Raw genomic sequence first — 26,603 nt, 5'->3', positions numbered from 1 at the left:
GGGTACGAAGACTGTGTTCGGCAAAACGGTTCACGTTGATCGCCAAAGCTTCCCAGGGCGCACGTCTACGATCGGCGCGACGTGAGATAGCTCGCGCCGCTAGCCCCCGTAGCGCTCCGTCTTGATGATGGAGGCGTCCAAGCCCGCCAGCAGCGCGCTATCGGTTGCGATGTTGACGAATCCGTTAGACCCGCAGACGAACACTTGCGTCGGCTTTCCCTGAAGCCTGGTTAGAATTTCTTGGACCATCATGCCGTCGATCCGTCGCGCAAAGTCCGATGCGCGAACCGGTTTCTCGCGCGTAATCGCGAGCGCCAGGACGAACGCCGGATCGCTGATTTCGATGCAATGAAGTTCTTCTGAGAAGAGAACGTCCTCGGCGGTTCGTGCGGACAGGAGCAACGCTGTCGGAACGGCTTGGGCCAATGCGCGGCGCTGCCGGATCATTGCCATCAACGGCACGAGGCCGGAGCCTCCCCCGATCAACAGAACCGGATCTATGGCAGGCTCAGGCCAAAGGAAATGGCCACCGAGCGGACCGCGAACTTCGATTTCGTCACCAATCGCCGCGATGTCGTGAAAAAACGGCGAAACTTCGGCATCCGGCATGCGCTCGATAGCTATCTCGACGATCGGGGTCGAAACTGCCGATGACGCGATCGAGTAGCTGCGCATTGCACTGTAGCCGTCGGGCGCGGTCAGCCGGATATCGACGTGCTGACCTGCGGTGTGCGCGAACGGCTTGCTCAACCGAAGGAAGAAGCTCTTGATACTCGGTGTTTGCTGGATGATGTCGTCGATCACGCATGATTGCCACGAACGGACTTGCGCTTCGTTTTCAGTCATGGGTGTATCGTTGTTCGCGCCACGGATCGCCGTAGATGTGATAGCCGTGCAGCTCCCAAAAGCCGGCCTCGTCACGCGTCGTGAATTGCAGCGCATTCACCCATTTGGCGGATTTCCAGAAGTAAAGGTGCGGCACTAGAAGACGCGCCGGCCCCCCATGATCGCGGGAAAGTGGCTTGCCCGCATAACTGAGGGCGACCATCGCTTTCCCGGAAAGCAGATCCGTCAGAGGGACGTTTGTCGAATAATTATCGTAGCAGTGCGCCAAGACGAAATCGGTAGGCCGATCAAGCTCTGCATCTGCAAGGATGTCTTCAATGAGTACACCCTCCCAAACGGTATCCAGTTTGGACCAAGAGGTGACGCAGTGAATATCCTTTGTCACCTGGGTCTTTGGTAGAGTGTTGAATTCGCCCCAATTCCACGTTTTGACGGGCTTCGGACCAATTTTGACTGTGAATTTCCAGTCGGAGGGCTCTACCCTCGGCGTAGGGCCGGCCGACAGAACAGGGAAATCCTCCACCAGATGCTGACCTGGCGGAATCCGATCGGACTGGTCGCCTGAACCGCGACCGGTGAAACCTCTGGTGACCATAGTGACCCCTCTTGCTCGATACGGCAGACCGAAGCCGGCCTTCATTTCAGTACTCTGCGTAAAGCATTTGCCCGCACATCCGCCGAATAAGCCAATCGACTAAAAATCAGATACAGATGCTCTATCATCGTAAAAAATCGCGTATCGAACATAGCGTCAGGCCAGCATGATTCCCAATACCCAATGGCTATAGGGTAGATAACCCCAAGGCTGCGTACGCTGATCTGCGGTATGCGGAGCGGAAGTTGCAGGTTCGCTCTCAAACGGATGGGCAGCGTGCAAAGCTCAAGGCTCACCAGCGCATGGTTGCCCAGTTCGCGCTCGCCGGCAGCTTGAGTATATTAAGGACGAAATGTCGATCTGATCTATTCTGGCTTCAGGAAATAGGGAAAATAAGGTCGGACGTTCGCGCACCGTCGCGACGCGCGATCATCCACTAAGCTTCTGTATCGGGGTTGGAGGATCAGATGAACGAGATCGAACGACAAGCGCCTGAGCTGCGGGTGCAAAAATGGATTGGCAAAGATGGGGAAAGTATCGCGCCGTTCAAACTGTCAGATATCGGGCCCGGCCCGAAAATCTTGTTTGCCTTCCAGCATTGGTGCCAAGGTTGCCATTTGCATGGGTTTCCGACGCTACAAAAGTTGCATGCAGCGTTGAGCTCAAAAGACGTGGGGTTCGCAGTGATCCAGACCGTCTTCGAAGGAACGCATGAGAATACCTTCGAGAAGTTGCGCGTGAACCAGCTCAAGTATGAGCTTCCTATCGTTTTCGGTCACGACGAGCAACCGACCGGCTCGCCGTTTCCAACCTTCATGGAAGACTACCGCACACGAGGAACTCCGTGGTTTACGGTTATCGACGCTGGCGGTAGCATTGTTTTCTCGGACTTCCATCTCGACGCGGAGCGACTAGTGAAGCAACTTGAGCAAGGTTAATCGTTGGAAGGTGGGCAATCATCCTGATTGCCACCCATCCCCTGATGCCCACTACAGGCGTTGCGCGCTGTAACTCTGTTGATCAGCGTGCGAAAACCCGGATCCGGATAGGAGGAGCGTCAACGATTGAATCAATCCGTTGGGAGAGGGCGGCTCCGCTCCGTCAGCTCGGCAATAGATAACCCATTCTCGCCGAGCAACTCTCTGATCCGATCGACGATATGAGCCCCTAGCGCCGCTGTCTTGGTCCCCCCCACAGATTCCCAAGATGCGAGTTCACACGCCGATACCTCGTGGTCAGCGCCGAAGTGCTTCTGTCGGTATGTCACCGCCGCCCTTCAATGATAAAGGCGCGGTAACGGGAACCGGCAAAGCGTTGAGCAGCGATGGTTTGGTAGGCGGGACTGTCATACCAGTCGCGAGCGGCCTGCATCGTCGGGAAACGCAAGATTACGGCCCCTTCGATGGGCGGCCCCTCCAAATGCTGGATCGCGCCATAAGCGGCGAGAAAGGTAACGTCGTGACCATCGAACGATGGTCCGACGCCTGCAGAATAGGTTGCGAGTGCATGTGGGTCGCTGGTTTCTTCCCGCGTAAAGACGACGAACGCTTCCATCATTAGGCCTCTCAAAGGTTGGATCTGTTGGCCATTACCACCGGTGATGGCCTCACAGTCGTCAGGCTGGCAACTGGAACCCGATTTTCATGAGTGCCTCGACGCACGCATCCTGATCCTGCTGATAGTTGCCTCCGGAGATGCCTATGCCGCCGATCAACTTCCCATCCTCCAGAATCGGATAACCGCCGCCGACAGCGACCATCCGAGGGCGATAGGCTAGCGGCGCCACTTTTGGATCGTTGGTCACATAGTCGTTCCAGACATGGGTCGGGAACCCAAACGAGGCGGAACTCCAGGCCTTGTCGATGGCAACATCGACGGTAAGGAACGGCGCATCGTCGGTGCGCTCGAACGCGCGCAGGTTACCGGTGGCGTCGACGACGGCGACGGCAGCCGGGATGCCGATGGCACGGGCCGCAGCGAGCGCCGCGTCGATGAGGGCGACTGCGGTTTCGCGGTTGATCGAGGCGGTGGCAATAGATTTGGTCATGGGATTCTCATCGCTGGGGCATAACCCGTTCGGCTTTTTGAGGTTGGACAAGATGTTTGGCGATCGCGGTCGTTAGAAGCCTTCGAGGACGATCTTGCCTTTAGCCGCGCCACTTTCGATCAGTGCATGCACCGTCTTCAGATTGGCGGCATTGATCGGCGACAGTCGCCGGGTCAGCGTCGTGCGGATTTTGCCGTCGTCAACCAGCGCTGCCATCGCATCCAGAATCTCGCCCTGCTCATTCATGTCGGGCGTGCCGTAGATCGACCGCGTGAACATCAGCTCGTGGTGGATCGACACCGCCTTGCGCTTGAAAACCATGATATCGAATGCCTTGGGATCGTCGATCAGTCCGAACCGTCCTTGTGGGGCGATCAGTTCGGCGATGTCGGCGACATGTTGCTCGGTATGTGTGGTCGAAAAGACGAAAGCGGGAGCACCGATGCCGAGTTCGGCGATCTGTGGCGCGAGCGGACGAGAATGGTCGATGACGTGGTGAGCTCCAAGCCCTCTTACCCACTCTTGGGTTTCCGGTCGAGAGGCTGTGGCGATGACGGTGAGGTCCGTGCGCTGTCGCGCGATCTGGACGGCGATCGACCCAACCCCGCCCGCGCCACCGATGATGAGGATCGCCTCCGCCGCACCGGGTACGGGCTTCGCCACGTCCAGGCGGTCGAACATCGCCTCCCAGGCCGTCAACGTCGTCAGCGGCAGCGCCGCCGCTTCCGCCCAGGAGAGCGACGCAGGTTTGTGACCGACAATCCGGGCGTCGACGAGATGGAACTCCGCATTGGTACCGGGCCGTGTGATCGATCCGGCATAATAGACCTCGTCGCCTAACTCGAACTGCGTGACGTCGGGGCCGACCTCGCGCACAATCCCGGCGGCATCCCATCCCAGCACCTTCCAATCGCCATCTGCCGGCGGCGTGCTGTTGCGGACCTTGTAGTCGACCGGGTTGACCGAGACGGCCTTCACCTCAACCAGGATATCGTATCCTGCAGCGACAGGCCGAGGCAGATTGATGTCGACCAGCGCGGCATCCGCGGCGATGGGTCCCGGAACCTTGTAACCAATGGCTTTCATAAATGTCTCCAGCTTGCTTGATCGGATGACGCGAATGCTCGTTAGTCAACTTCTTCTACATTGAGGTCCCGACTCTTGAACTGGGTCGCGGTAGCAGATTTCATCGAACACGTCGATCAACAGGCCCTTATGCTCGGTCGCCGGATCGGTGATCGCGTAGAGGGTGGAGGCGTTATCGCCATCATCACCGCTTCCGAGGCGAAACGCCGCGTCGACGCAGATGCCGCACGGACCGATGGTTGATCCTGGCTCGAGATCGACGAGATTGCTGTCCTTGACGCGCTATTCGCGGTCTTAGCCCTTGGCGATGAAGGACTGAACTGCTTGTAGAGCGTCGGTCAGCTGCTATGTCATGGACGCACCTTCATCTTGAGTTGGATTGGACAAGCTTCCGTATAAGGCCCGCTGTAACCGTCAGATGACGGCGAAGAAAACGATGGGCAGTATTCACAGCCACTTAGCCTTCTTGAAGCGCACAAATAGGAAAACGCACGATATCGCTATCACTCCGAGCACGACAAAGTATCCGTAGGCCGTGTCCAGCTCCGGCATGTGCTTAAAGTTCATGCCGTATATTCCAGCGATCGCCGTCGGGACTGCCAGTATTGCCGCCCAAGCCGCCAGCTGGCGGGTGATCACCCCCGTCCTTTGCGCTTCAAGAAGGCTGCTGGCCTCAAAGACCGTGGACAGGACAAGCAGGAGGCCGTCGACCATGGACTGCACGCGGTGGACATGGTCCGCGACGTCGTGGAAATATGGTGTCATTTCGGCGCTGATGCAGGGAAAGTGGCCGCGAACGAGCTTTCGCACCAGCTCGGCCATAGCCCCGAGCGTGCGCTGGAACCGCGTGAGTTCGGACCTTAGTTCGAAGATTCGCGCCACCTCTTCTGGCCCGAGGAAATCGTGCAGCGACCGTCGCTCCATCGCCAGGACGTCGTCCTCGATCATTTCGAAGATGGGCAGATACTGGTCGACCACGCGATGCAAGATCGCGTGCAGCACATAGTCGACACCCTTGCCGAACTGCGTCGGCGATGCCTCGAGTTGCTCCCGAAGTTTGCCCAGCGCTCCGGCATTGCCGTGCCGCACGGTGATAAGGTGATTGTGACCGGTGAAGATCGCCATCTTGCCGTAGCTGATCCGGTCGCCGACCAGCTCGGCGGTCTGCGCGACGACGTACAACTCATCGTTGTAGACCTCGAGCTTGGGCGGGCACAGCGGGTGCATCGCGTTGTCGATCGCCAACGGATGAAGATTATATGTCCTTTGGATCGCGAGTAGTTCCTCGGGGGTGGGTTCGCTAAGCGCGATCCAGCAGAAGCCCGAGCGACTCTCGCCCAACTTGACGTGCTCATCGAGCGCGATTTCGCGAACTCGCTTGCCTTCGTTGTAATAATAGGCGGCGATGATGCTCATGCTGGCCTCGCGGGAATGTGGAGGCCACGCTGGACGGCCGGTCGAGCCAGCCCGCGTCCAAGCCATGCGCGGACGTTCGAAAAGCTGCTGAGGCCAAGGATGTCACCCGCAGCGTAGAATTCCACCAGCGCATTCACCCAGCCGAGCGTCGCGATGTCCGCGATCGAATAGTCGTCGACGATCCAGTCGCGGCCTTCCAGCCGGCGATCCAGAATCCCCAGCAGACGCGTGGATTCGTCGATAAAGCGCTGTTGCGGCCGCTTGTCCTCATAGTCCTTGCCGCCAAATCGCAGGAAGAAGCCGAGCTGACCGAACATCGGCCCGATGGCCGACATCTGAAAGAACACCCACGCTAGGGTCTCGTAACGCTGGCCTGGTTCGGTGGAGATGAACTGACCCGTCTTGTCGGCCAGATAGAGGAGGATCGCACCGGATTCCCATAAGGCGATGGGTCTACCGTCAGGGCCAGCCGGATCGATGATCGCCGGTATGCGTCCGTTCGGGTTCAGCGACACGAACGCCGGATCCTTCGACTCGTTGTTCGAGATGTCGATCAGGTGGGGCTCGTACGCCAGGCCAGTCTCCTCAAGCATGATCGAGACCTTGACGCCATTGGGCGTAGGGGCTGCGTAGAGTTGCAGGCGATCGGGATGAGATGCCGGCCAGCGCTGCGTGATCGGAAAGGACGAGAGGTCTGGCATAAATCTGCGATCCTGGTGTTGCGATGGCGACTGACTGGAACGAGCCGTCACTCTGAAGTAGGGTTCGATGACCGCGTCGCTGAACGACGCGGTCACGAAGATTGCGGACCGGATCGGCGCAGTGGCAACGGCAGTGAAGCCTATTCCGCCGCGGTCCCGGCCGCTGGCTGTACGTCGTCAACCTTTTGGCGCTTCGGAAGCACCCAGCCGGGACGGACGAAGTGGCAGGTGTAGCCGCCCGGGCGCTTCTCCAGATAATCCTGGTGATCGGGCTCGGCCTCCCAGAACTCGCCGACCGGCTGGACCTCGGTCACCACTTTGCCATCCCACAGCCCCGAGGCATCCACATCGGCGATCGTATCCTCGGCGACGCGCTTCTGCTCCTCGTCGACATAATAGATGCCCGACCGGTAGGAGAGCCCACGATCATTGCCCTGGCGGTTCAGCGTCGTCGGATCGTGGATCTGGAAGAAGAATTCCAGGATGTTCCGGTAGCTCGTCACTGTCGGGTCGAAGACAATCTCGATCCCCTCGGCATGCGTGCCGTGATTACGATACGTGGCGTTCGGAATATCGCCGCCCGTGTAACCCACACGGGTCGAGATGATGCCGGGCCGCTTGCGGATCAGATCCTGCATGCCCCAGAAACATCCTCCTGCGAGAACAGCGCGCTGATGCATGTTAAGCCTCCTCTACTTGATCGAGATATTCACCGTATCCCTCGGACTCCATCTCGTCGCGCGGGATGAAGCGAAGGGACGCTGAGTTGATGCAGTACCGCAGACCGCCGCGGTCGGAAGGACCATCGGGGAACACATGGCCGAGATGACTGTCTGCGTGTACTGACCTGACCTCCGTCCGGACCATGCCGTGTGCGCTGTCCCGCACCTCGTTCACGTTTGCCGAAACGATCGGCTTGGTGAAGCTGGGCCAGCCAGTACCCGAATCGAACTTGTCCGTCGAAGCGAACAGTGGCTCTCCCGACACTATGTCGACGTAGATGCCAGGCTCCTTGTTGTCGTTGTACTCGCCCGTGAAGGGCCTTTCGGTGCCCGCCTCCTGGGTAATTCGGTGTTGCTCGGGAGTCAGGTGGTCGATTGCTGTCTGTGACTTTTCAAACTTCATTACAGTCTCCAATACTTATCTAGAGGGCCAGGCACGCTACCGCTAATTTTTTATGTCTCCTGATTTGCTCCTACAATGGTAGTGGGATGGCAAACGAGGTTTTACTAAGTGTTGGAAAATTAGAGATTTAAATTTCGCGTCTATTAGTTCTAGCGCAACTGAGTGGTTAAGCAAGTACGTAATCAGTAAATATTAAAAAAATAACACAAAAGCACGATTATATAATACAGTGTCAGTGTTTTATGATAATCAACAACGCCTGTCAAGGCAATCGCATGAAGCTCACCTGAGACCTAATAGTTCAGCCCGATAATCATCAGAGGTTGCAGCAATCAGCCTTCGTGCCTTGATGCCACCCTTGCGCTTGACCGGATCCAACCGGATCAAATTCAATGTAAGTTGCTTGAGAACGGCCATGTTGTGGGCAGCATGCCCGGTTCGGATCCGCATCTGATCGTCACCAAAAATGACATCCATGCACCAGTGGACGCGGTTCTCCACGCCCCAGTGCGCCCTGATGGCATGTGCGATGCGCTCTGCATCCGGAGCAAGACTGCTGATGTAGTAACGGCGCTCCAGGCTGGTCTGGTTGCCCACAGTCCGCTCGGACTCCAGCATCACGAAAGTGCGCAGTCCTGGCCAGCGTTCTGGCTGTGGCAGGCACTGGAGTTGGTCGAAAACATGGCAGCGACGAACCTCCAGCCGGCCATGGTCCTTCTCGACATGCTCGAAGTGCGCATGGGGTACCCGGGCAGGATCGCCGTCCAAAAAGGTGTCAGCGAAGTCATCGATCGCTTCGGCCAGCTTCGGCTGGTTTCCCTTGATGGCCAGCAGATAGTGCGCCCCGCGATCGAGAATGGCCTGTGCAATGTCCGGCTGGGTACCCATGGCATCGATCGTCACGGTGCAGCCCTCAAGCGCCAGTGTGGCCAGCAGCTCAGGAATGGCGGTCTTCTCGTTGGACTTCTGGGAGGTCGCCCTCTGCCCGAGAATCAGCCCTGAATCAGCCGCAAAAGCGCTGACCAGGTGCAACGGGGCCGTGTTTTTCTTGCCGGAGCGGCGACTGGTCTTGCCGTCTAGGGCAACCACTTGCGGAGAAAGGGCCGGTAGGATCGCCGCAACCCAACAGCGGAAGGCCTGCTCGAACTCCTCTGGATCGATCAGGCTGAATAGCCGTCCAAAGGTGTCGTGTGAGGGAATGCCGTGGGGTAGTTTCAGAATACGGCGGAACCAGTCCAGCCGCTGCTCAGCCCAGAGTTCGATTTCGATGAAGGTGTCAGCGCCGGCAAGCACGCCGCAGATAGCCACGACCAGTGTTTCGACCAGGTCGTGACGAATCTTGCCCTGCTGACGGGGATCATTGATGGCGACCAGAACATCGGAGATTGGTATGTGATGCGACATTGCAGGGCATCCTGAGTAGAGAGGCGCTCAGGATGCCCGCTGGGAAAGGACTCATTCAAATCGGCAGGCGTTCATGCGATTGCCCTGCAACGCCTGTTTAGATGCTGGTAGATGCGAATTTTTTGGCGTACAGTCAAAATTTTCTGATGGTTGCTTAGTGTGTTGGCGCTGATGGAAAATTGACCCACCCTGCCGATTGAAATTTGACCCAGGGCGGATTGCTGATTTTGTTACCAGCAACTGTGGATAAGTCTACCAGCGCAGCTGCTGTTGCCCCCACTCCTTCGCTAGCCCAGTTCAGTTGTTTAAGACCTGCCACACGCAGCCATGTAGCAGGCCGTCGTCGCCATGAAATCAGAACGGCTCATCGTCCTCCGGTTCCTGGCCGCCCTTACGCTTTCGCTCCCGTGATTTGATCTTGGCCTGGGCCGCCAAGCTACTGTGTTGCAGGCGATAGGACTCGTTACCGGTTTCGACGATGTGGCAGTGGTGGGTCAGCCGATCCAGCAGGGCGGTGGTCATCTTGGCGTCGCCGAACACGCTCGACCATTCGGCGAAGCTCAGGTTGGTGGTGATCACCACGCTGGTGTGTTCGTACAGCTTGGATAGCAGGTGAAACAGCAACGCACCGCCGGCCTGGCTGAAGGGCAGATAACCCAGTTCGTCGAGGATGACCAGATCCATGCGCAGCAGAGCTTGGGCGATCCGCCCGGCTTTGCCGTCGTGCTTTTCGCGCTCCAGCAGATTGACCAGATCGACCGTGGAGTAGAAGCGCACGCGCTTGCCGTGCCGGGTGATGCCGGACACGGCCAGCGCAGTGGCCAGGTGGGTTTTACCGGTGCCAGGCCCACCGATCAGCACCACGTTCTGCGCGGTGTCGGTAAAGGCCAGACTGGCCAGTTCGCTGATCAAACGAGCGTCTGCGCTGGAGGCGCTGAAGTCGAAGCCGGCCAGGTCGCGGTGCATCGGCAGCTTGGCCATGTTCATCTGGTGGCTCACCGAGCGCATGGCGCGATCTGTGTGCTCTTGTTCCAGCAGGTGTTCGAGCAGCCACTTGGACGAGGCTGTGTTCGACTCACCCTGCGCAGTCAACTCCGCCCAGGCCGTGGCCATGCCGTGCAGGCGCAGCTCCTTGAGTTCCGCCATCAAATCACGCATGACCGATCTCCTCGGTCTGGCCACGCAGGCGGTCGTAGCGCGCCGTGTTAGCGACGGGGGCTTCCTTGAGCGACAAGTGGGTTTCGACGCTGGGTGGTGGTTCGGTCGCGGCCAGGCGCGCCACGACATTGAGGATGTGTTCGGCGCTCAGGCTGCCGCTTTCCAGTACCAGCTCAACAGCCACCAGCACCGCATCGAGCCCGGCGACCGGTACGGCAGCCAGAACTTGCGCCATGATCCGGTCACCGCCGGCATGACGCCCCAGACCGTGCTTAAGCTGACGCAGCGGCGCCGGCAGATCAGCAAAGGGCGCGCCGTTGCGCAGCGCACCGGGCTTGCGTTCGATCAGCGGGAGGTAGTGCTGCCAGTCATAGCTGACCTGGTCGCGATCCAGCAAGCGGACATGGCTGGCGATCAGCGCGTCGTCAGCCACCACCTCGATTCGCGTCGGATACAAACGGCTGCTGACCCACTTACCCGCATACTCACACGGCACCGAGTAGCGGTTGCGCCCGACGCTGACCAGGCAGGTGCTGGAGACCCGCGCAGGCCGCTCGACGTAACCGTCGAATGGCGCTGGCACAGGCATCAGTTCAGCGCGCTCCAACTCCAGCACTTCGGCCACACTCAGCCCGCTGTATTGAGGGTGCGTCAGCTCGTTCCAAAGCGCGCGGCAGCGCTGGCCCAGCCAGGCATTGAGTTCCTCGAAGGAGTGAAACTGGCAGTCCTGGGCGTCTAGCCAGATACGCCTGCGGCTGTCTTGCACGTTCTTTTCAACGATGCCCTTTTCCCAACCAGCGGCGACGTTGCAGAAGTCCGGATCGAACAGGTAATGCGCGCACATCACCGCAAAGCGCGCATTCACCGCCCGGCCTTTGCCCTTATTGACCTTGTCGACGGCGGTCTTCATGTTGTCGTAGATGCCCCGGCGCGGCACGCCGCCCAAGGAGCCGAACGAGCGTGTATGGGCGTCAAATAACATCTCATGGCCCTGGCTCGGATACGCCACAAGCCAGAACGCACGGCTGGCACACAGCTTCAGATGTGCCACCTGCATACGCCGGTAAATGCCGCCGACCAGCAAGCCTTCCTCGCTCCAGTCAAACTGAAACGCCTCGCCAAGAGCAAAGGTCAGCGGCACAAAGGCCCGCGACGCCTTGCCCTGTCCCCCTCGCCAGGCACGGATAAACGCGGTGAGCTGGCTGTAGCCACCGTCATAACCTTCGGCTTTGATTTGCGCCAACAGCGCCTTGGCACTGCGCCGCTGTTGCTTGGGCCGCAGCGAATCGGCTTTTAGCGCCTGCTCCAGCGTGGCGTGAAAAGGGCTGAGTTTGTTGAAGATCGCGCGGCGTTGGTAGACCGGCGGCTTGGCCTCAGGTGCTCTGACCCACTTGCGAATCGTGTTGCGCGCCAACCCGGTGCGCTTGGCTATCTCATGCAGCGACAGCTTGTCGCGGAAATACATCCGGCGAATTTTGCCCATCATTTCCATACTGATCACCCTGTGTTCTCCTGCTCAAAAATTGAGCAGAAGCAGTTGAACACCTGGGTCAGTTTTCAGTCGGCAGAACAGCCTCTACTGGGTCAGTTTTCGGTCAGCGGCAACAATCAGGGGCGCGCATCACACATGCAGGCGGTGATAGGGCGTTTTACCGGCCATCAACCGACAGCATCACCATGCCCGAGCGCGGCCAGTTTCCCTCGGCCGACAACTACTACGCGACCGCACTGCATGAGCTGGGGCATTGGACTGGCCACCCTTCGCGGCTTGACCGTGACTTGTCCAACCCATTCGGGTCGGAGGGGTACGCCAAGGAAGAGTTGCGGGCAGAGATTTCCAGCATGATCCTGGGCAACGAGCTGGGTATTGGCCACGATCCTGGTCAGCACGTTGCGTATGTCGGGTCATGGATCAAGGTGCTGCAAGAAGATCCACTTGAGATCTTCCGGGCAGCCGCGGATGCCGAGAAAATCCAGGCTTTCGTCCTGGCGTTTGAACAGCAGCAAGTTCAAGACCACCAGGTGGACACCGCGCAGCTAGGCCAAGAGCAGGCCGAGGTATTGGCCCATATCCAGGAAGCCCACAAGAACGCCAATCCTGGATACAGCGCCCTGGAGTCGTGGCAGACCCTGGAGCGCACTGCCGAAGCTAACGGCCTCAAGGCAATGCTTCGCTGGTCGAATGCTGGCGAGTACGAGGCGGATAGGTGCGCATCTGGCCGCGTGGCAAGAGCAGTTCGACTCCTTGGCGGTGAGCGAGCAAGAGCAAGCCGCTGAGCGTGAGAAGCAACAACAACTGGATGACCAACTGGCTCAGCTAGCAGCTGAGTTACCCCAGCAGCAAACGGTTTTGCACGCAGCGACGACTCAGCTTAAACAAGCTGAGCTGGCGGCAAACACCGCGCGCGCGGAGTTGGATGGATTGTTTGGCGGCCATAATGACGCAGCCTTACGTGAGCAAACTCAGCAATTAACCGAGCGTGGGCGTCAGCTGGAGCGTTTGGCAATGCTGCTGACTCAGCGTCAGCAGTTTGTTGATCAGCAGGCTCAAGCGCAGGCGCAACTGATAGCTCAGCAAGCCGAGCAAGCGCAGTTAAATCAGCAGCGTGAGGCGCTGCGCAGTCAGTTTGTCGACCTTAAACAGCAGATCGCCGACAAACAAAAGCTGCTTGAGCAAGAGCAACGTATTCAACAGTTAGAACAATACCGCGCCGCCCTACAAGCCGATGAGGCCTGTCCGCTGTGTGGCTCGCATGAGCACCCGGCGATTGCCGAGTATCAAGCGCTTAACCCGTCGCAAACTGTGCAAGCCTTGCAGGCCAAACAGCTTGAGCAAGATGCGGTGCGGGCACAAGGCGAGACGCTGAACAAGCGCCTGGCTGTGGTGGAAACACAAATAGCCCAGGCTCAAGCGCAAGTTAGTGCTGCACGACAGGGGTTGGCTGAGGCGGATCAGCGCTGGCAGCAAGCCTGTGAATCGCTCGGGCAGGCAATTGCGGATGCCAGCGCATTGCAGGCCGCACAACACGACCACGAGCAGCACATGCAGCAGCAACAGTTGCGCATGAGCCAGCTCGACCAACTCAAGTTAGTCGCCCAGCAAGCCGCCGATGGGGTGATGACGGCTGAGCTTGAGCACAGTAAATGCAGCGCTCAATTGGATACGCTGACCAGTAAACAGAGCCATGTGCAACAGCGTCACCACGACAGTATTAGCCAACTGCAGTTGCTCACCAGCAAGCATGCCGAACGCTTGGAACGCCTCAGTAGCTGTTTGCAGGTGCTGGGTTTGAACATGCCTGTAGCGCCTGCCGATTGGCTGCGTGAACAACAGCAAGCATGGCAAGGCTGGCAGGCTGAACAGGCGTTAAGCCTGAGTTTGGCTACGCAGTTGCAAGCGCAAACGCATGCACTGCAACAGGCGCACGAGCACGCACAAACCTGGCAGCAGCACTGGCTTGAGCAAGCGCAAGAGCCGTTAGCGGAGTTGCCGGCGGTTGATAACCCGCATGAGCAATTACAAGCATTGCAGCGTAGTTGGCAGGCTTCGCAACAGCAGCGTGATCAGCTGTGGGGGCAACTGCAAACGGTGCAAGTGCGTATCGAGCACGAGCAGCGTGAGTTAGCCGCGCAAAATAACGACTGGCAGAACGCTTTGGCGGCTAGCCAGTTTGCCGATGAGGCGCAGTTTATGGCGGCGTTATTGGATGACGCTGAACGCGCGAGCTTGCGCGAGCTTCAGCAGCGCCTAAACAACGCAGCCACTGCCGCTCAGGCTTTGGCGCACGATTGCACGCAGCGCTTTGCTGAATTGCAGTCGGTTGAGCAGTCGAAAGTGCTGGTCGATCTGGATGATGAGGCGCTGGCGCAACAGCTTGTACAGTTGGCAACACAGTTGCGCAACCTGAGCCAGCGCCAAGGTGAGATTCGTGCACAACTGCAAGGTGATGATGCGCGGCGCCTGAGCCAACAAAGCCTGTTTGCGCAGATCCGTGCGCAACAATCCAATTACGATGCTTGGCAGCAACTCAACAGCCTGATCGGCTCGGCGGATGGCGCTAAATTTCGCAAGTTCGCCCAAGGATTAACACTCGATCACTTGGTCTACTTAGCTAATCAGCAGCTTGAACGCTTGCATGGACGCTATCAGTTGGCGCGCAAGTCTCTGGGTGAGCTGGAGCTTGAGGTGGTCGATACGTGGCAGGCGGATGTTGCGCGGGACACCAAAACCTTGTCTGGTGGTGAAAGCTTTTTAGTCAGCCTTGCGCTGGCGTTGGCTTTGTCGGATTTGGTCAGCCACAAAACCAGTATCGACTCGCTGTTCCTCGATGAAGGCTTCGGCACCCTCGACGCTGAAACACTTGAGGTGGCGCTGGATGCACTCGACAGCCTGAATGCCAGCGGCAAGATGATCGGCGTCATCAGTCATGTTGAAGCGCTCAAAGAGCGCATCCCGGTGCAGTTAAAAGTGCATAAGGCAATTGGCATGGGCTACAGCGGGCTGGATAAACGCTTCGCGGTATAGTCCTTTGCGAGGCACCTGTCTCGGCGAGTGAGATCGAGACAGATGCTTTGCAAGGATTACTGGAGGCATGCACTGGCTAGTTTGCCGTTAAGCGCTGAGTCTTCGGTACAGTTCTCGGCACATCAAGGGTTCGCCGCGATAAACATCACCACAACCTCTGCCAGCTTTTCGCCCTGATCCTCTTGCAGAAAGTGCCCGCCATTGACGATGGTGGTATGCGCTTGGCCGTGTGTGCCCGGTATCAGCTTTTGCAGCACCTTGTCGCCGCCTTTGGTGATCGGGTCTGAATCACTGAACGCGGTCAAAAAGGGTTTGTTCCACTTCATCAGTACTGCCCATGCTGCGCGGTTTTTATCGGCGGCAGGGTCGTTAGGCGTGGTGGGCACCAACAAGGGAAATTGCCGTGCACCTTCTTTGTAGCTTTCGTCAGGGAAGGGCGCGTCGTAGGCGTCTAGCACCGCTTGCGATAGCTCTGTGGTGGTGGCGCGGTTGATGATCGCTCCAGTGGGGAACTCTGGTACTTGTTGTGAGTATTGCTGCCAGCTTTTGAAGGCCTCCCCTGGGTTGTGATCACCGGTTGGGAGCATGGTGTTGGCGGCAACCACGCGAGCAAATAGGGCTGGGTTTTCTGCGACTAAACGCAAGCCAATCAAGCCGCCCCAGTCTTGGCAAACCAAGGTCACGTCACTCAGTTTTAGCTGGTCGAGCAGCGATTGCGCCCAGTCAACGTGGCGCTGATAGGTGTAGTCGGTACGTTTACTGGGTTTGTCTGAGCGACCAAAACCGATGAGGTCTGGGGCAATAACGCGATGGCCTGCAGCAACTAGTGTGGGGATCATTGTGCGGTACAAGTAGCTCCACGATGGCTCACCGTGCAGCAATAAAACCACTGCGCCAGCGGCTGGACCTTGATCCAAATAATGCATGCGTAACTCACCGCCTTCGCTGTCATCCACCATCAGGTAGTTGGGCTCGAATGCGTAGCCGGGAAGGTTTTCGAAGTGTCGATCTGGGGTGCGTAAAAAATCCATATTGTTCGCCTCGCTAAGTGTCGGTCAGCCATGGTGCGCACGCGCGCCGCCTGTGTACACGTGTTTTGACTCTGTGAATGCTGCGTTATTACGCTCAGTGAGTCTTTGGCGCGTGGGCGGCTCGCGCGTTATCGGGCTGGCAACGCGTGGCTAACTCTGGGGCTGGCTTAGCTCCAGCGTTCTTGGCGCCAGGCTTGTTGCTGTTCTGGGGTGAGGAATGTCCAAGCGACAAAACGGCTTTGTTTTTGCCCTTGAGCCATTTCAACGGTGCGTACTTCCAATGCGCCAGCTTTGTTCAGGGCACTGTAAACGCCGCCGAGGTTGCCGGCTTTGGAGATCAAACTACTGAACCAAAACACCTGTTGGGCGTGTTCAGCGCTTTCGCTGATTAAACGGCTAACAAACGCCGCCTCGCCGCCCTTGCACCAAAGCTCAGCAGCTTGGCCGCCGAAGTTGAGTACCGGCAATTTGCGTTTGGGGTCGAGCTTGCCAAGGTTACGCCATTTGCGGGTGCTGCCTTGCGTGGCTTCCTCAGCGGAGGCATGAAACGGCGGGTTGCACAGGGTGATATCAAAGCGATCTTCGGCGCGGATAACGCCCTGAAAAATATGCGTGCTGTCGTTTTGCTGGCGTAGCTCGATGGCTTCAACGAGCCCCGGATTGGCGTTGAGAATCGCACCGGCTGAGGCAATTGCGCTGCTGGCGATATCACTGCCAACGAAGTGCCAGTCGTATTCGCGATGGCCAATTAGCGGATAAATACAATTGGCGCCAACACCCACGTCTAGCGCATTCACCTGTGCGCCACGAGGAATAACCCCTGCGTTACTTTTCCCGAGCAAGTCGGCGATGTAGTGCAGGTAGTCTGCGCGGCCGGGGATCGGCGGGCATAGATAGTCGGCAGGAATGTCCCAGTGGGCAATGCCGTAGAACTGTTTGAGCAGGGCGCGGTTGAAGACTTTTAGGGGTCATGCCGAGATAAGGCAAAAATTAGGACATTCGTTCTCTAAATTATTGTATTTAAACGAATATTAGAATCCCTTCTCAGCAAAGACTGCTTCGCGCCCAATCGCTTCAGCCATCCATGGAGGAAGCTTGGATCTATGCGATTTCAAGACCTGCCAATCGCTATTCGACAGGCACGTGCGCAGCTTCGCGACTGCCTCTTGGGCGTGGGGTTTGCCCAACCAGGCAAGTGCACGTACAGCGTCGCCAGCAATGGTCGCTCCGAGGGCGACCTGCCACTGTGGCGCATGTTCGATTCTCACCTGAATTTTGCCTAATTGCAGGGTTCTCGGCCGTCCGCTGGTGATAAATACTTCCTTAATCGACACCTGCTGCGTCAGCCCTAGAAGGGGTCATGCCGAGATAAAGGGAAAATTCACTCACTTCCCTCCTATCCGCATGTTTTATAAAGACTTTTCAGGACGTAACTGAGTCTTGCCGAGATAAGGCAAAATTAGGACATTCGTTCTCTAAATTATTGTATTTAAACGAGCATCAGAAGCCCTGCTCAGCAAAGACTGCTTCGCGCCCAATCGCTTCAGCCATCCATTGAGGAAGGTTTGATCTATGCGATATCAAAATCTGCCAATCGTTACTCGACAGGCACGTGCGCAGCTTGGCGACTGCCTCTGGGGCGTGGGGTTTCCCCAGCCAGGCAAGCGCACGTACAGCGTCGCCAGCAATGGTTGTTCCGAGGGCGATTTGCCAATGCGGCGCATGCTCGATTCTCACCTGAGCCTTGCCTAGCTGCAGGGTTCTCGGCCGTCCGCCGGTAACAAATACCTCCCTAATCGACACCTGTTGCGTTAGCCCTAGAAGGTTCGCTGCGCGGGCACCGCTTAACGCGATTACCTGATGGCTTTTCGAAGCTATCGCACTGATAACCTTCTCCGTCGCCGGCGCGCGTTTGCCGAAGCGCCCGGTGACCGGCGCCACATAGAGGCCGCGTGAAATCCGCATTAACTCCCCGCCCTTGGCTAATCGAGAGAATGCTTGGTCCACCGAAGCACGGTCAGCCAAGTGAAGGAATTCGTTTGGTGCAAGGATGCCTCCTTCAGGAAGAAGCCTGCTGTGTTCGATGATTGCCGCGGAAAGGGATTTCATGGATGGCTGGTTTTTGAAATAGGGGTCGTCTCAGAAAACGGAAAATAAAGCACGCTAAGGCATAGCCGACCCTGCCAGGCTTGTTCCGCCCTGTAGCGACGCGATCAGCGGGCAGGAAACATTCCCCTTCCGCGCATGGCAGGCGCACACCAGTTCAGACAGCACGGTTTCCATGCGCGCCAGGTCGGCCATCTTTTCGCGCACGTCCTGAAGCTTGTGCTCGGCCAGGCTGCTGGCTTCCTCGCAGTGGGTGCCATCATCGAGCCGCAACAGCTCGGCGATTTCATCCAGGCTGAAGCCCAGCCGCTGGGCCGATTTCACGAATCGCACCCGCGTCACATCCGCCGCGCCATAGCGGCGAATGCTGCCGTAAGGCTTGTCCGGTTCCGGCAGCAGGCCCTTGCGCTGATAGAACCGGATCGTCTCCACGTTGACCCCGGCCGCCTTGGCAAAAGCGCCAATGGTCAGGCTCTCCAAATTGTTTTCCATATCACTTGACTCCGTACATGAGTACGGAAGTAAGGTTACGCTATCCAATTCAAATTCGAAAGGACAAGCGCATGTCTGAACCACAAAACGGGCGCGGCGCGCTCTTCGCTGGCGGACTGGCCGCCATCCTCGCCTCGACCTGCTGCCTCGGGCCGCTGGTCTTGGTCGCCTTGGGATTCAGCGGGGCATGGATCGGCAACCTGACCGTGCTGGAGCCCTATCGCCCGATTTTCATCGGCGCAGCGTTGGTAGCCTTGTTCTTCGCCTGGCGGCGCATCTACCGCCCTGCGCAAGCCTGTAGACCGGGTGAGGTCTGCGCGATTCCCCAAGTGCGAGCGACTTACAAGCTCATTTTCTGGGTCGTGGCCGTGCTGGTTCTGGTCGCGCTCGGATTTCCCTATGTCATGCCATTTTTCTACTGATCGGAGTTCACCATGAAGAAACTGTTTGCCTCCCTCGCCCTCGCCGCCGTTGTTGCCCCCGTGTGGGCCGCTACCCAGACCGTCACACTGTCCGTACCGGGCATGACCTGCTCTGCCTGTCCGATTACCGTCAAGAAGGCGATTTCCAAGGTCGAAGGCGTCAGCAAAGTTGACGTGACCTTCGAGACACGCGAAGCGGTGGTCACCTTCGATGATGCCAAGACCAGCGTGCAGAAGCTGACCAAGGCAACCAGAGACGCGGGCTATCCCTCCAGCGTCAAGCAGTGAGCCACTGAACCAGAGCCTAGGGCGATCATGGGGATGATCACACGCATTGCCGACAAGGCTGGCGCGCTCGGCAGCGTTGTTTCAGCGATGGGCTGCGCCGCCTGCTTCCCGGCCCTCGCCAGCTTGGGCGCGGCCATCGGGCTGAGCTTTCTACAGGAATACGAAGGGTTGTTTATCTCCACGCTGTTACCGCTGTTCGCCGTCGTGGCTTTGCTGGCGAATGCACTGGGCTGGCTGAGTCATCGGCAATGGCACCGCAGCCTGCTCGGCATGATCGGGCCAGCCATCGTGTTCGCCGGAACCGTCTGGCTGCTTGGCAACTGGTGGACAGCACGCCTCGTATACACCGGCCTAGCCCTGATGATCGGCGTGTCGATCTGGGACTTGGTTTCGCCGGTAAATCGCCGCTGCGGCCCGGATGGCTGCGAACTCCCCGCGAAACACGACTGACTGCGTGAGCCAGCGGCCAACACAGAAAAGGAACGATGAATGACCACCCTCAAAATCACCGGCATGACCTGTGACTCGTGTGCGACGCACGTCAAGGAAGCCCTGGAGAAAGTTCCCGGCGTGCAGTCGGCGGATGTCTCCTATACGAAGGGCAGCGCCAAACTCGCCGTCGAGGCCGGCATATCGCCGGACGCGTTGACTGCCGCCGTGGCCGGACTCGGTTATCGGGCCACGCTCGCCGACGCGCCCGTGCCTCCGGTGGGCGGTGGCTTGCTCGGAAAGATGCGCGAATGGCTAGGTAGCGGCGACAAGGCTGGTGGTGACGGTGGCGGATTGCATATTGCCGTTATCGGCAGCGGTGGCGCGGCGATGGCGGCGGCGCTGAAAGCCGTCGAGCAAGGCGCGCACGTCACCTTGATCGAGCGCGGCACCATCGGCGGCACCTGCGTCAATGTCGGCTGCGTGCCGTCCAAGATCATGATCCGCGCCGCGCACATCGCCCACTTGCGCCGAGAAAGCCCGTTCGATGGCGGCATGCCGCCCACACCGCCGACGATCTTGCGCGAGCGGTTGCTGGCCCAGCAGCAGGCGCGCGTCGACGAACTGCGCCACGCCAAATACGAAGGCATCCTGGATGACAATCCCGCCATCTCCGTGCTGCACGGCGAAGCCCGTTTCAAGGACGCGCACAGCCTGACCGTGCAACTCAACGGTGGTGGCGAACGTGTGCTGGCGTTCGACCGTTGCCTGATTGCCACCGGCGCGAGTCCGGCCGTGCCGCCGATTCCCGGCCTGAAGGACACGCCGTACTGGACTTCCACCGAAGCACTGGTCAGCGACACCATTCCTGAGCGGCTGGCCGTGATTGGTTCGTCGGTGGTAGCGCTGGAACTGGCGCAGGCGTTCGCCCGACTGGGCAGCAAAGTAACGATTCTTGCACGCAGCACCCTGTTCTTCCGCGAAGACCCGGCCATCGGTGAGGCAATCACGGCGGCGTTCCGCGCCGAAGGGATCGAGGTGCTGGAGCACACCCAGGCCAGCCAGGTCGCGCACGAGGGCGGCGAATTCGTGCTCACCACGGCGCACGGCGAGCTGCGCGCCGACAAACTGCTGGTCGCCACCGGTCGCTCGCCCAACACGCGCAGCCTGGCGCTGGACGCGGCAGGTGTCGCGCTCAACCTGCAAGGCGCTATCGTCATCGACGTCGGCATGCGGACCAGCACGCCGGACATCTACGCGGCCGGCGACTGCACCGACCAGCCTCAGTTCGTCTATGTGGCGGCAGCGGCCGGCACCCGTGCGGCGATCAACATGACGGGCGGTGACGCGGCGCTTAACCTTGCCGCCATGCCTGCCGTGGTGTTCACCGATCCGCAAGTCGCCACCGTGGGCTACAGCGAGGCAGAGGCCCAGCACGACGGGATCGAGACCGACAGTCGCACCTTGACCTTGGACAACGTGCCGCGTGCGCTCGCCAACTTCGACACACGCGGCTTCATCAAGCTGGTCATCGAGGAAGGTAGTGGACGGCTCATCGGCGTACAGGCGGTCGCGCCGGAAGCCGGCGAACTGATCCAGACGGCGGTACTCGCCATCCGTAACCGGATGACCGTGCAGGAACTGGCCGACCAGTTGTTCCCCTATCTGACGATGGTCGAGGGACTGAAGCTCGCGGCGCAGACCTTTAACAAGGATGTGAAGCAGCTTTCCTGCTGCGCCGGGTGAGAAAAAGGAGGTGTTCGATGAACGCCTACACGGTGTCCCGGCTGGCCCTTAATGCCGGGGTGAGCGTGCACATCGTGCGCGACTACCTGCTGCGCGGACTGCTGCGGCCGGTGGCGTGCACCCCTGGCGGCTACGGCCTGTTCGACGATGCGGCCTTGCAACGGCTGTGCTTCGTGCGGGCTGCTTTCGAAGCGGGTATCGGTCTCGACGCGCTGGCGCGGCTGTGCCGGGCGTTGGATACCGCGGACGGCGACGAAGCGGCCGCGCAGCTTGCCGTGCTGCGCCAGTTCGTCGAACGTCGGCGCGAAGCATTGGCCGATCTGGAGGTGCAGTTGGCCACCATGCCGACCGAGCTGGTACAGCATGCGGAGAGTCTGCCATGAACAGCCCCGAGCGCTTGCCGACCGAGACACACAAGCCGTTCACCGGCTACCTGTGGGGCGCGTTGGCCGTGCTCACCTGTCCCTGCCATTTGCCGATTCTCGCTGTGGTGCTCGCGGGGACGACGGCCGGCGCGTTCATCGGGGAGCATTGGGGTATTGCAGCCATCACGCTGACCGGCTTGTTTGTCCTGTCCGTGACGCGGCTGTTGCGGGTCTTCAAGGAAAGATCGTGAGCACATCACTGCCCGCCAGATGGACGGCGACCGAATTGGCGCAGGCGGTTGTGCGCGGGCAGTTTGAGCTGCACTACCAGCCGATTGTCGATTTGCGCAGTGACCAGATTGTCGGTGCGGAAGCCCTGTTGCGCTGGCGTCATCCGCAGCTCGGACTTTTGCCGCCGGGCCAGTTCCTGCCCGTGGTCGAATCGTCCGGCTTGATGCCTGAAATCGGCGCTTGGGTGCTGGGCACCGCCTGCCGCCAGATGCGCGAATGGCGGATGCTGGCATGGCAACCGTTCCGGCTCGCCGTCAATGTTTCGGCGAGCCAGGTAGGACCGGATTTCGACGGGTGGGTAAAGGGCGTGCTGGCTGACGCCGAGTTGCCTGCCGAGTATCTGGAAATTGAGCTGACCGAATCGGTCGCGTTCGGCAATCCGGCGATCTTCCCAGCCCTGGAAGCCTTGCGACAGATCGGTGTGCGCTTCGCTGCCGATGACTTCGGGACGGGGTATTCCTGTCTGCAACACCTGAAGTGCTGCCCGATTACTAAGCTCAAGATCGACCAGTCCTTCGTCGCCGGACTCGCCGACGACCACCGCGACCGGACCATCGTGCACACCGTGATTCAGCTTGCGCACGGGCTGGGAATGGACGTGGTGGCCGAGGGCGTGGAAACGCCGACCAGTCTCGCGCTGTTGCGGCAAGCGGAGTGCGATACGGGGCAAGGCTTCCTGTTCGCCAAGCCAGTGCCGGCGGCGGCATTCGCCGCCTTTGTCAGTCAATGGAGGGGTGCCACCATGAATGCAAATGATCCGACTGCCACCAGTTGCTGCGTGTGCTGCAAGGAAATCCCGCTCGACGCCGCCTTCACACCGGAAGGTGCGGAGTACGTCGAGCGCTTCTGCGGGCTGGAGTGTTATCAACGCTTCCAGGCGCGGGCAAGCAACGCGACCGAAACGAGCGCCGAACTGAACGCTTGCGGTTCGCCGCCGTCAGATTGAGGCATGCCCTAACTGGGCGTCAGGCCGGAACCTTGGGCAGTGTCAGAATAGGGCCGATTCCAGCATTTTCTGACGACTCGCCTGCAACCTCTAGGGCCTCAACCTGACAGGCCGCACGCTTAGCGTACGATTTTGTCCGTTTTCTCTATCGTCCCCTCCATGCCCGACGGACGGTCGCCGGCCCGCCCTGGTCGAAGGCCGCCCCACTCGGCCCGGCGAGGCCCGGCCAAGGTTGGACAGTTGCAGCGGCCAAAATCGCCCCCTGCGGCCTCCTGGGCGCGTTTCTGGTGCCAAGGTAGGCTTGCCCCCTGACTGACAGCTTCCGCGTTGTGTGGGCGATTCTGGAGGCTCTGACGCTGCTCCGGTTGCAGCGCTCCCGCCCCCTCTTTGGCGTTCAACCTGTCGTTTTCAGAAGACGGCTGCACTGAACGTCAGAAGCCGACTGCACTATAGCAGCGGAGGGGTTGGATCCATCAGGCAACGACGGGCTGCTGCCGGCCAATAGCCGACAATGACGACACTGGAAATCCCCGCCTGTGAGCGTCGGCTCAGGGCGGGACAGCGTCATCCAGCTACCTGCGCCACTGACTCAGCCTTGTCCAGCCGGCCGCGCCGCACGAACAGACTGACCAGCCGTTGACGGATCGCCACCTGGAGTTCCGCCAGTTGTTCCGGCGTGATGCGAATTTCACCCGCTCGACGAGCGCAACACCGGCGCCGCCTACGCCAAGAACCGGCGAATCGAACTCAAACTCACGAACCGCTGAGCGCCGCGTCACCGCGCTGCTGCGCCAGCCAGTCGCGCGGGGCGCAGCCCATGCGCACGCGGAAGGCGCGCGCCAGAGCGTTCGGGCTGCCGTAGCCGACGCGGTCGGCCACCACCGCCACCGGCCGCCCCTGCTTGAGCAGGGTGCAACTGACGTTCATCCGCCAGTCGGCCAGATAGTCGCCCGGCGTGACGCCCACCGCGTCCTTGAACGCGGCGGCGAAGCGCGCGCGTGACATGCCCGCCTTCGCCGCCAGCGCCTCGAGCGACCACGCGGTCTGCGGCGCATCGTGCATGGCGGTTATGGCGCGCGCGAGTTTCGGGTCGGCCAGGCCCGCCAGCAGTCCGGTGGCGCCAAGCCGCCCATCCATCAGATAACGCAGCAACTGGATCAGTAGCAACTCGCACAAGCGGTCGATGGCGGCCTGCCGACCGCACTGGTCGCGCTCGGCTTCGGCAAACAGCAACTCTAGCGTCGGCCCGAGGCCGGGCAAGTCCGCCAACGGAATCAGCAGCATCGACGGCAAGGCCATGGCCAACGGATTGCCCGTCGAAGCGCCCAGGTCGACCTCCGCACACAACCGCTCAGCGGTATCGCCGGGGGCGGCGACAAAACGATGCGACGCCACGCGCGGATAAAACAGCAGGCTCGGCTCGGTAACCAGCAGATCTTCATGCACGGGCGAACGCGCCGTAATCGGGCCGCGCCGCACCAGATGGATATAGCCATGCGGCGCCGCGTAATGATGCTGCCCACAGAAGGCGCCGCTGTGAAAAACGCGCGCCGAAAGCGAGTAGTGCCGGAGCAAGCCGGCCAGTCGATCCGCCATTCCACTCTCCATATAAGACGATAGGTTACGTATTTGATACTTTACGTGCCATATCGTACCAAACAAAGGGCGATCATGCCCACGTGCTCTTGCACCTCACCCACTACGGAGATAGACATGACCCAAATCGCCCCCCTGACCATCGACACCGCTGACGCCGCTACCGCTGCCACACTCAAGGCCGTCAAAGCCAAGCTTGGCATGGTGCCGAACCTGTTCGCCACGCTGGCCCACGCGCCGGCGGCGCTCAATGGCTACCTCGGCTTGTCCGAAACGCTGGGCACCGGCCGCCTGAATGCCTCCCAGCGCGAGATCGTTGCGCTCGCTGCCGGTCAAGCCAATCGCTGCCAGTATTGCCTGAGCGCACACACCCTGATCGGCAAAGGTGCCGGACTGTCGGCAGAGGCCATCGCCGCGGCCCGCACCGGCCAGGCGGCCAACGCACTTGACGATGCAATCGCCGGCTTTGCCCGCGCGCTGGTCGAGCAACGCGGCGTGGTGTCGGCCGACGCCATGGCCAACTACCGCCGCGCGGGGCTCGACGACGGCCTGATACTGGAAGTGATCGCCAACGTCGCGCTGAACACGCTCACCAACTACACCAACCACATCGCCGACACCACGGTGGATTTCCCCGTGGTCGCCGTCTGATCTCCATAGGCATATAAGGAGAACACGATGAAAATCGCACTCACCGGCGCTCTGCTCGCCAGCGCCCTCGTCCTGCCACTGGCCGTCACGGCCGGCGACTTTTCGCCCTATGTGGACAGCCAGGGCGGCATCAGCCGCCCCACAGACTTCCGCACAAACTTCGTCCACCTGGGCTCATATGCGGTGTTGGACGAAAAATCCGCCTCTCGCGGCTTGCACGATGTGTACACCGAAAAGGCCTCGGCCGAGCACTACCGCAAGACCGGCAAGTTCTTGGACGGCGCCACGCTGGTGAAAGAGATCCGCAAGCTCGAAACCAGCGCCATGACCACTGGCAACCCTGTGGTCTGGGGTTCCGATGCGGCCGTGTGGTTCGTGATGGTCAAGGACGCCAAAGGCCGTTTCGCCAGCAACCCCTTGTGGGGCGACGGCTGGGGCTGGGCGCTGTTCAAGGCCGACGCCCCCGCCAAGAATGTCGCCGTCAGCTACGAAGCCGACTGCATGGGCTGCCATGTGCCGGCGGCCAAGACCGACCGCGTATTCATCCAGGGCTATCCGACACTGACCCAGCACTGACTTGCTGCCGGGTTACGCTTCGCGCAGGATGGCACCTCCGTCCTGCGCGAGCCACCCTTTCCGGAAGCGCGCCATGCCGACACTCGACGCCTTTCTGACCGACGTCCGCGCCTGCACGCGCTGCGCACCGCATCTGCCACACGGCGTGCAGCCGGTCTTCCAGTTTCACCCGAGTGCGCCCATCCTCATCGCCGGCCAAGCACCGGGGGCCCGGGTCCATGCCTCAGGCGTGCCCTTCGACGACGCCAGCGGCGCGCGTCTGCGCGCCTGGCTGGGCGTGGACCGCGACACCTTCTACGACCCTACCCGCATCGCCATTCTGCCCATGGGCTTCTGTTATCCGGGCACCGGCAAAAGCGGTGACCTGCCGCTACGCCCGGAGTGCGCCCCCCGCCTGGCGCGAAGCCTTCATGCAGCGTTTCGAGCGCCTGTCGCTGGTCATCGTGCTGGGCAGCTACGCCATGGACTACCACCTCGGTACTGGCAAGACGCCGCTCACCCGGGTGGTCGAAGCCTGGCGCGAGCACTGGCCGCAAGCGTTCCCCCTGCCTCACCCTAGCCCGCGCAACAATCGCTGGCTGGTGCGCAACCCCTGGTTCCAACAAGACGTGCTGCCCGCGCTGCAAGCACGCGTCCAGGCAGTCCTCACCGCCAACCCCAAGGAAACCCCATGACCGACGACACCGCCGCCATTACCGAGCTGCTGCACAAGTACTACGACACCCTGGCCTGGGCGAACGGAGACAGGCACCGGCTTTGGA

At 60.0% G+C, this 26,603-nt stretch carries 29 protein-coding genes and 3 pseudogenes; 14 read left to right on the top strand and 18 right to left on the bottom strand.

From position 1 onward, the window contains the following. Nucleotides 1-99: 99 nt before the first annotated feature. Nucleotides 100-846, bottom strand: coding sequence for a ferredoxin reductase (locus tag AC19YX_RS34150; RefSeq protein ID WP_002118292.1), 747 nt, complete (start codon nt 844-846; stop codon nt 100-102). Further along, nucleotides 839-1,486: a sulfite oxidase-like oxidoreductase gene (locus AC19YX_RS34145; protein ID WP_002118288.1), complete on the bottom strand. Its 648-nt coding sequence runs from the start codon at nt 1,484-1,486 to the stop codon at nt 839-841. The genes AC19YX_RS34150 and AC19YX_RS34145 overlap by 8 nt, the downstream gene beginning before the upstream one ends. 422 nt (nt 1,487-1,908) lie before the next feature. Between AC19YX_RS34145 and AC19YX_RS34140 the strand changes: the two genes are divergently transcribed. Next, nucleotides 1,909-2,379 (top strand): TlpA family protein disulfide reductase, encoded by a 471-nt coding sequence (locus AC19YX_RS34140; protein WP_003464979.1) that lies wholly within the window; start codon nt 1,909-1,911, stop codon nt 2,377-2,379. Between the two features lie 325 nt (nt 2,380-2,704). Here AC19YX_RS34140 and AC19YX_RS34135 read toward each other — a convergent pair whose 3' ends face one another. The 3 genes from AC19YX_RS34135 to AC19YX_RS34125 all read right to left on the bottom strand — a co-directional run bounded on the left by AC19YX_RS34135 (nt 2,705) and on the right by AC19YX_RS34125 (nt 4,574). Next, complete coding sequence (locus tag AC19YX_RS34135) at nt 2,705-2,995, bottom strand: DUF1330 domain-containing protein (protein ID WP_005005999.1); 291 nt, start codon at nt 2,993-2,995, stop codon at nt 2,705-2,707. Between the two features lie 61 nt (nt 2,996-3,056). Further along, entirely contained in the window at nt 3,057-3,488 is a 432-nt protein-coding gene (locus tag AC19YX_RS34130) for a GlcG/HbpS family heme-binding protein (protein ID WP_005006001.1), read from the bottom strand. 72 nt (nt 3,489-3,560) lie between these two features. Continuing rightward, complete coding sequence (locus AC19YX_RS34125) at nt 3,561-4,574, bottom strand: zinc-binding alcohol dehydrogenase family protein (RefSeq protein WP_002118279.1); 1,014 nt, start codon at nt 4,572-4,574, stop codon at nt 3,561-3,563. Between the two features lie 75 nt (nt 4,575-4,649). Between AC19YX_RS34125 and AC19YX_RS34120 the strand changes: the two genes are divergently transcribed. Continuing rightward, a complete protein-coding gene (locus AC19YX_RS34120) occupies nt 4,650-4,817 on the top strand; it encodes a hypothetical protein (protein WP_016487060.1) in 168 nt (55 codons plus the stop codon). Nucleotides 4,818-5,021: 204 nt separating this feature from the next. Here AC19YX_RS34120 and AC19YX_RS34115 read toward each other — a convergent pair whose 3' ends face one another. From AC19YX_RS34115 to istA, 7 genes are all read right to left on the bottom strand, one after another. Then, nucleotides 5,022-5,990 (bottom strand): magnesium and cobalt transport protein CorA, encoded by a 969-nt coding sequence (locus tag AC19YX_RS34115; protein ID WP_003464971.1) that lies wholly within the window; start codon nt 5,988-5,990, stop codon nt 5,022-5,024. After that, nucleotides 5,987-6,691: a glutathione S-transferase N-terminal domain-containing protein gene (locus tag AC19YX_RS34110; RefSeq protein WP_003464969.1), complete on the bottom strand. Its 705-nt coding sequence runs from the start codon at nt 6,689-6,691 to the stop codon at nt 5,987-5,989. The genes AC19YX_RS34115 and AC19YX_RS34110 overlap by 4 nt, the downstream gene beginning before the upstream one ends. Nucleotides 6,692-6,831: 140 nt before the next feature. Beyond that, entirely contained in the window at nt 6,832-7,371 is a 540-nt protein-coding gene (msrA, locus tag AC19YX_RS34105; RefSeq protein WP_003464967.1) for a peptide-methionine (S)-S-oxide reductase MsrA, read from the bottom strand. A gap of 1 nt (nt 7,372) precedes the next feature. Next, nucleotides 7,373-7,816: a peptide-methionine (R)-S-oxide reductase MsrB gene (gene msrB, locus AC19YX_RS34100; protein WP_003464965.1), complete on the bottom strand. Its 444-nt coding sequence runs from the start codon at nt 7,814-7,816 to the stop codon at nt 7,373-7,375. Between the two features lie 282 nt (nt 7,817-8,098). Beyond that, nucleotides 8,099-9,220 (bottom strand): ISAs1-like element ISPa60 family transposase, encoded by a 1,122-nt coding sequence (locus AC19YX_RS34095; RefSeq protein WP_010455375.1) that lies wholly within the window; start codon nt 9,218-9,220, stop codon nt 8,099-8,101. A 354-nt stretch (nt 9,221-9,574) separates the two neighbouring features. Beyond that, complete coding sequence (gene istB, locus AC19YX_RS34090) at nt 9,575-10,378, bottom strand: IS21-like element ISPst3 family helper ATPase IstB (RefSeq protein ID WP_010454871.1); 804 nt, start codon at nt 10,376-10,378, stop codon at nt 9,575-9,577. Beyond that, nucleotides 10,371-11,870 (bottom strand): IS21-like element ISPst3 family transposase, encoded by a 1,500-nt coding sequence (istA, locus tag AC19YX_RS34085; protein WP_232867069.1) that lies wholly within the window; start codon nt 11,868-11,870, stop codon nt 10,371-10,373. The genes istB and istA overlap by 8 nt, the downstream gene beginning before the upstream one ends. 110 nt (nt 11,871-11,980) lie before the next feature. Between istA and AC19YX_RS34080 the strand changes: the two are divergent. After that, nucleotides 11,981-14,903: pseudogene (locus AC19YX_RS34080) on the top strand (zincin-like metallopeptidase domain-containing protein); the annotation flags it as partial. Nucleotides 14,904-15,025: 122 nt separating this feature from the next. Here AC19YX_RS34080 and AC19YX_RS34075 read toward each other — a convergent pair. From AC19YX_RS34075 to merR, 5 genes and pseudogenes are all read right to left on the bottom strand, one after another. After that, nucleotides 15,026-15,934, bottom strand: coding sequence for a haloalkane dehalogenase (locus tag AC19YX_RS34075; protein WP_045735840.1), 909 nt, complete (start codon nt 15,932-15,934; stop codon nt 15,026-15,028). Nucleotides 15,935-16,101: 167 nt separating this feature from the next. Beyond that, nucleotides 16,102-16,899 (bottom strand): annotated as a pseudogene (gene rlmF, locus AC19YX_RS34070) (23S rRNA (adenine(1618)-N(6))-methyltransferase RlmF); the annotation flags it as partial. A gap of 66 nt (nt 16,900-16,965) precedes the next feature. Continuing rightward, nucleotides 16,966-17,280 carry a hypothetical protein gene (locus AC19YX_RS34065; RefSeq protein ID WP_224490795.1) on the bottom strand — a complete coding sequence of 105 codons (315 nt, stop codon included), beginning with the start codon at nt 17,278-17,280 and terminating at the stop codon, nt 16,966-16,968. A gap of 154 nt (nt 17,281-17,434) precedes the next feature. Continuing rightward, nucleotides 17,435-18,043 carry a DUF6088 family protein gene (locus AC19YX_RS34060; protein WP_045735839.1) on the bottom strand — a complete coding sequence of 203 codons (609 nt, stop codon included), beginning with the start codon at nt 18,041-18,043 and terminating at the stop codon, nt 17,435-17,437. Between the two features lie 54 nt (nt 18,044-18,097). After that, nucleotides 18,098-18,532 (bottom strand): mercury resistance transcriptional regulator MerR, encoded by a 435-nt coding sequence (gene merR, locus AC19YX_RS34055; RefSeq protein ID WP_024552202.1) that lies wholly within the window; start codon nt 18,530-18,532, stop codon nt 18,098-18,100. Nucleotides 18,533-18,603: 71 nt separating this feature from the next. Here merR and merT point away from each other — a divergent pair, with 71 nt between their 5' ends. The 7 genes from merT to AC19YX_RS34020 are packed head-to-tail and all read left to right on the top strand — an operon-like array spanning nt 18,604 to nt 23,019. Continuing rightward, complete coding sequence (gene merT, locus AC19YX_RS34050; protein ID WP_024552203.1) at nt 18,604-18,954, top strand: mercuric ion transporter MerT; 351 nt, start codon at nt 18,604-18,606, stop codon at nt 18,952-18,954. A gap of 12 nt (nt 18,955-18,966) precedes the next feature. Beyond that, complete coding sequence (gene merP / locus AC19YX_RS34045) at nt 18,967-19,242, top strand: mercury resistance system periplasmic binding protein MerP (RefSeq protein WP_045735837.1); 276 nt, start codon at nt 18,967-18,969, stop codon at nt 19,240-19,242. Between the two features lie 27 nt (nt 19,243-19,269). Then, nucleotides 19,270-19,692 carry an organomercurial transporter MerC gene (gene merC / locus AC19YX_RS34040; protein WP_024552205.1) on the top strand — a complete coding sequence of 141 codons (423 nt, stop codon included), beginning with the start codon at nt 19,270-19,272 and terminating at the stop codon, nt 19,690-19,692. A gap of 39 nt (nt 19,693-19,731) precedes the next feature. Next, a complete protein-coding gene (gene merA / locus AC19YX_RS34035) occupies nt 19,732-21,417 on the top strand; it encodes a mercury(II) reductase (RefSeq protein ID WP_024552206.1) in 1,686 nt (561 codons plus the stop codon). 17 nt (nt 21,418-21,434) lie between these two features. Next, nucleotides 21,435-21,800 (top strand): mercury resistance co-regulator MerD, encoded by a 366-nt coding sequence (gene merD, locus AC19YX_RS34030; protein ID WP_021138753.1) that lies wholly within the window; start codon nt 21,435-21,437, stop codon nt 21,798-21,800. Next, entirely contained in the window at nt 21,797-22,033 is a 237-nt protein-coding gene (merE, locus tag AC19YX_RS34025) for a broad-spectrum mercury transporter MerE (protein WP_021138754.1), read from the top strand. Before merD ends, merE begins: the two co-directional genes overlap by 4 nt. Continuing rightward, nucleotides 22,030-23,019: a DUF3330 domain-containing protein gene (locus AC19YX_RS34020; RefSeq protein WP_024552207.1), complete on the top strand. Its 990-nt coding sequence runs from the start codon at nt 22,030-22,032 to the stop codon at nt 23,017-23,019. The genes merE and AC19YX_RS34020 overlap by 4 nt, the downstream gene beginning before the upstream one ends. 753 nt (nt 23,020-23,772) lie before the next feature. Here the strand turns inward: AC19YX_RS34020 and AC19YX_RS34015 are convergent. Then, nucleotides 23,773-24,615: a helix-turn-helix transcriptional regulator gene (locus tag AC19YX_RS34015; protein WP_003464996.1), complete on the bottom strand. Its 843-nt coding sequence runs from the start codon at nt 24,613-24,615 to the stop codon at nt 23,773-23,775. A 75-nt stretch (nt 24,616-24,690) separates the two neighbouring features. Here AC19YX_RS34015 and AC19YX_RS34010 point away from each other — a divergent pair, with 75 nt between their 5' ends. The 4 genes and pseudogenes from AC19YX_RS34010 (at nt 24,691) to AC19YX_RS33995 (ending at nt 26,516) form a co-directional block, all read left to right on the top strand. Continuing rightward, nucleotides 24,691-25,266 (top strand): carboxymuconolactone decarboxylase family protein, encoded by a 576-nt coding sequence (locus AC19YX_RS34010; protein WP_003464997.1) that lies wholly within the window; start codon nt 24,691-24,693, stop codon nt 25,264-25,266. Nucleotides 25,267-25,293: 27 nt separating this feature from the next. After that, nucleotides 25,294-25,842, top strand: a complete 549-nt coding sequence (locus AC19YX_RS34005) for a cytochrome P460 family protein (protein ID WP_003465000.1) — start codon at nt 25,294-25,296, stop codon at nt 25,840-25,842. 28 nt (nt 25,843-25,870) lie between these two features. After that, a pseudogene (locus AC19YX_RS34000) lies at nt 25,871-26,191 on the top strand (uracil-DNA glycosylase family protein); the annotation flags it as partial. A 61-nt stretch (nt 26,192-26,252) separates the two neighbouring features. Beyond that, entirely contained in the window at nt 26,253-26,516 is a 264-nt protein-coding gene (locus AC19YX_RS33995; RefSeq protein ID WP_003830781.1) for a uracil-DNA glycosylase family protein, read from the top strand. Nucleotides 26,517-26,603 lie beyond the last annotated feature (87 nt).

Source organism: Pseudomonas sp. MF09150, assembly GCF_059862355.1.
Note: the sequence above shows the minus strand (reverse complement) of the source record. Positions and strands in the feature narration are given on the sequence as shown.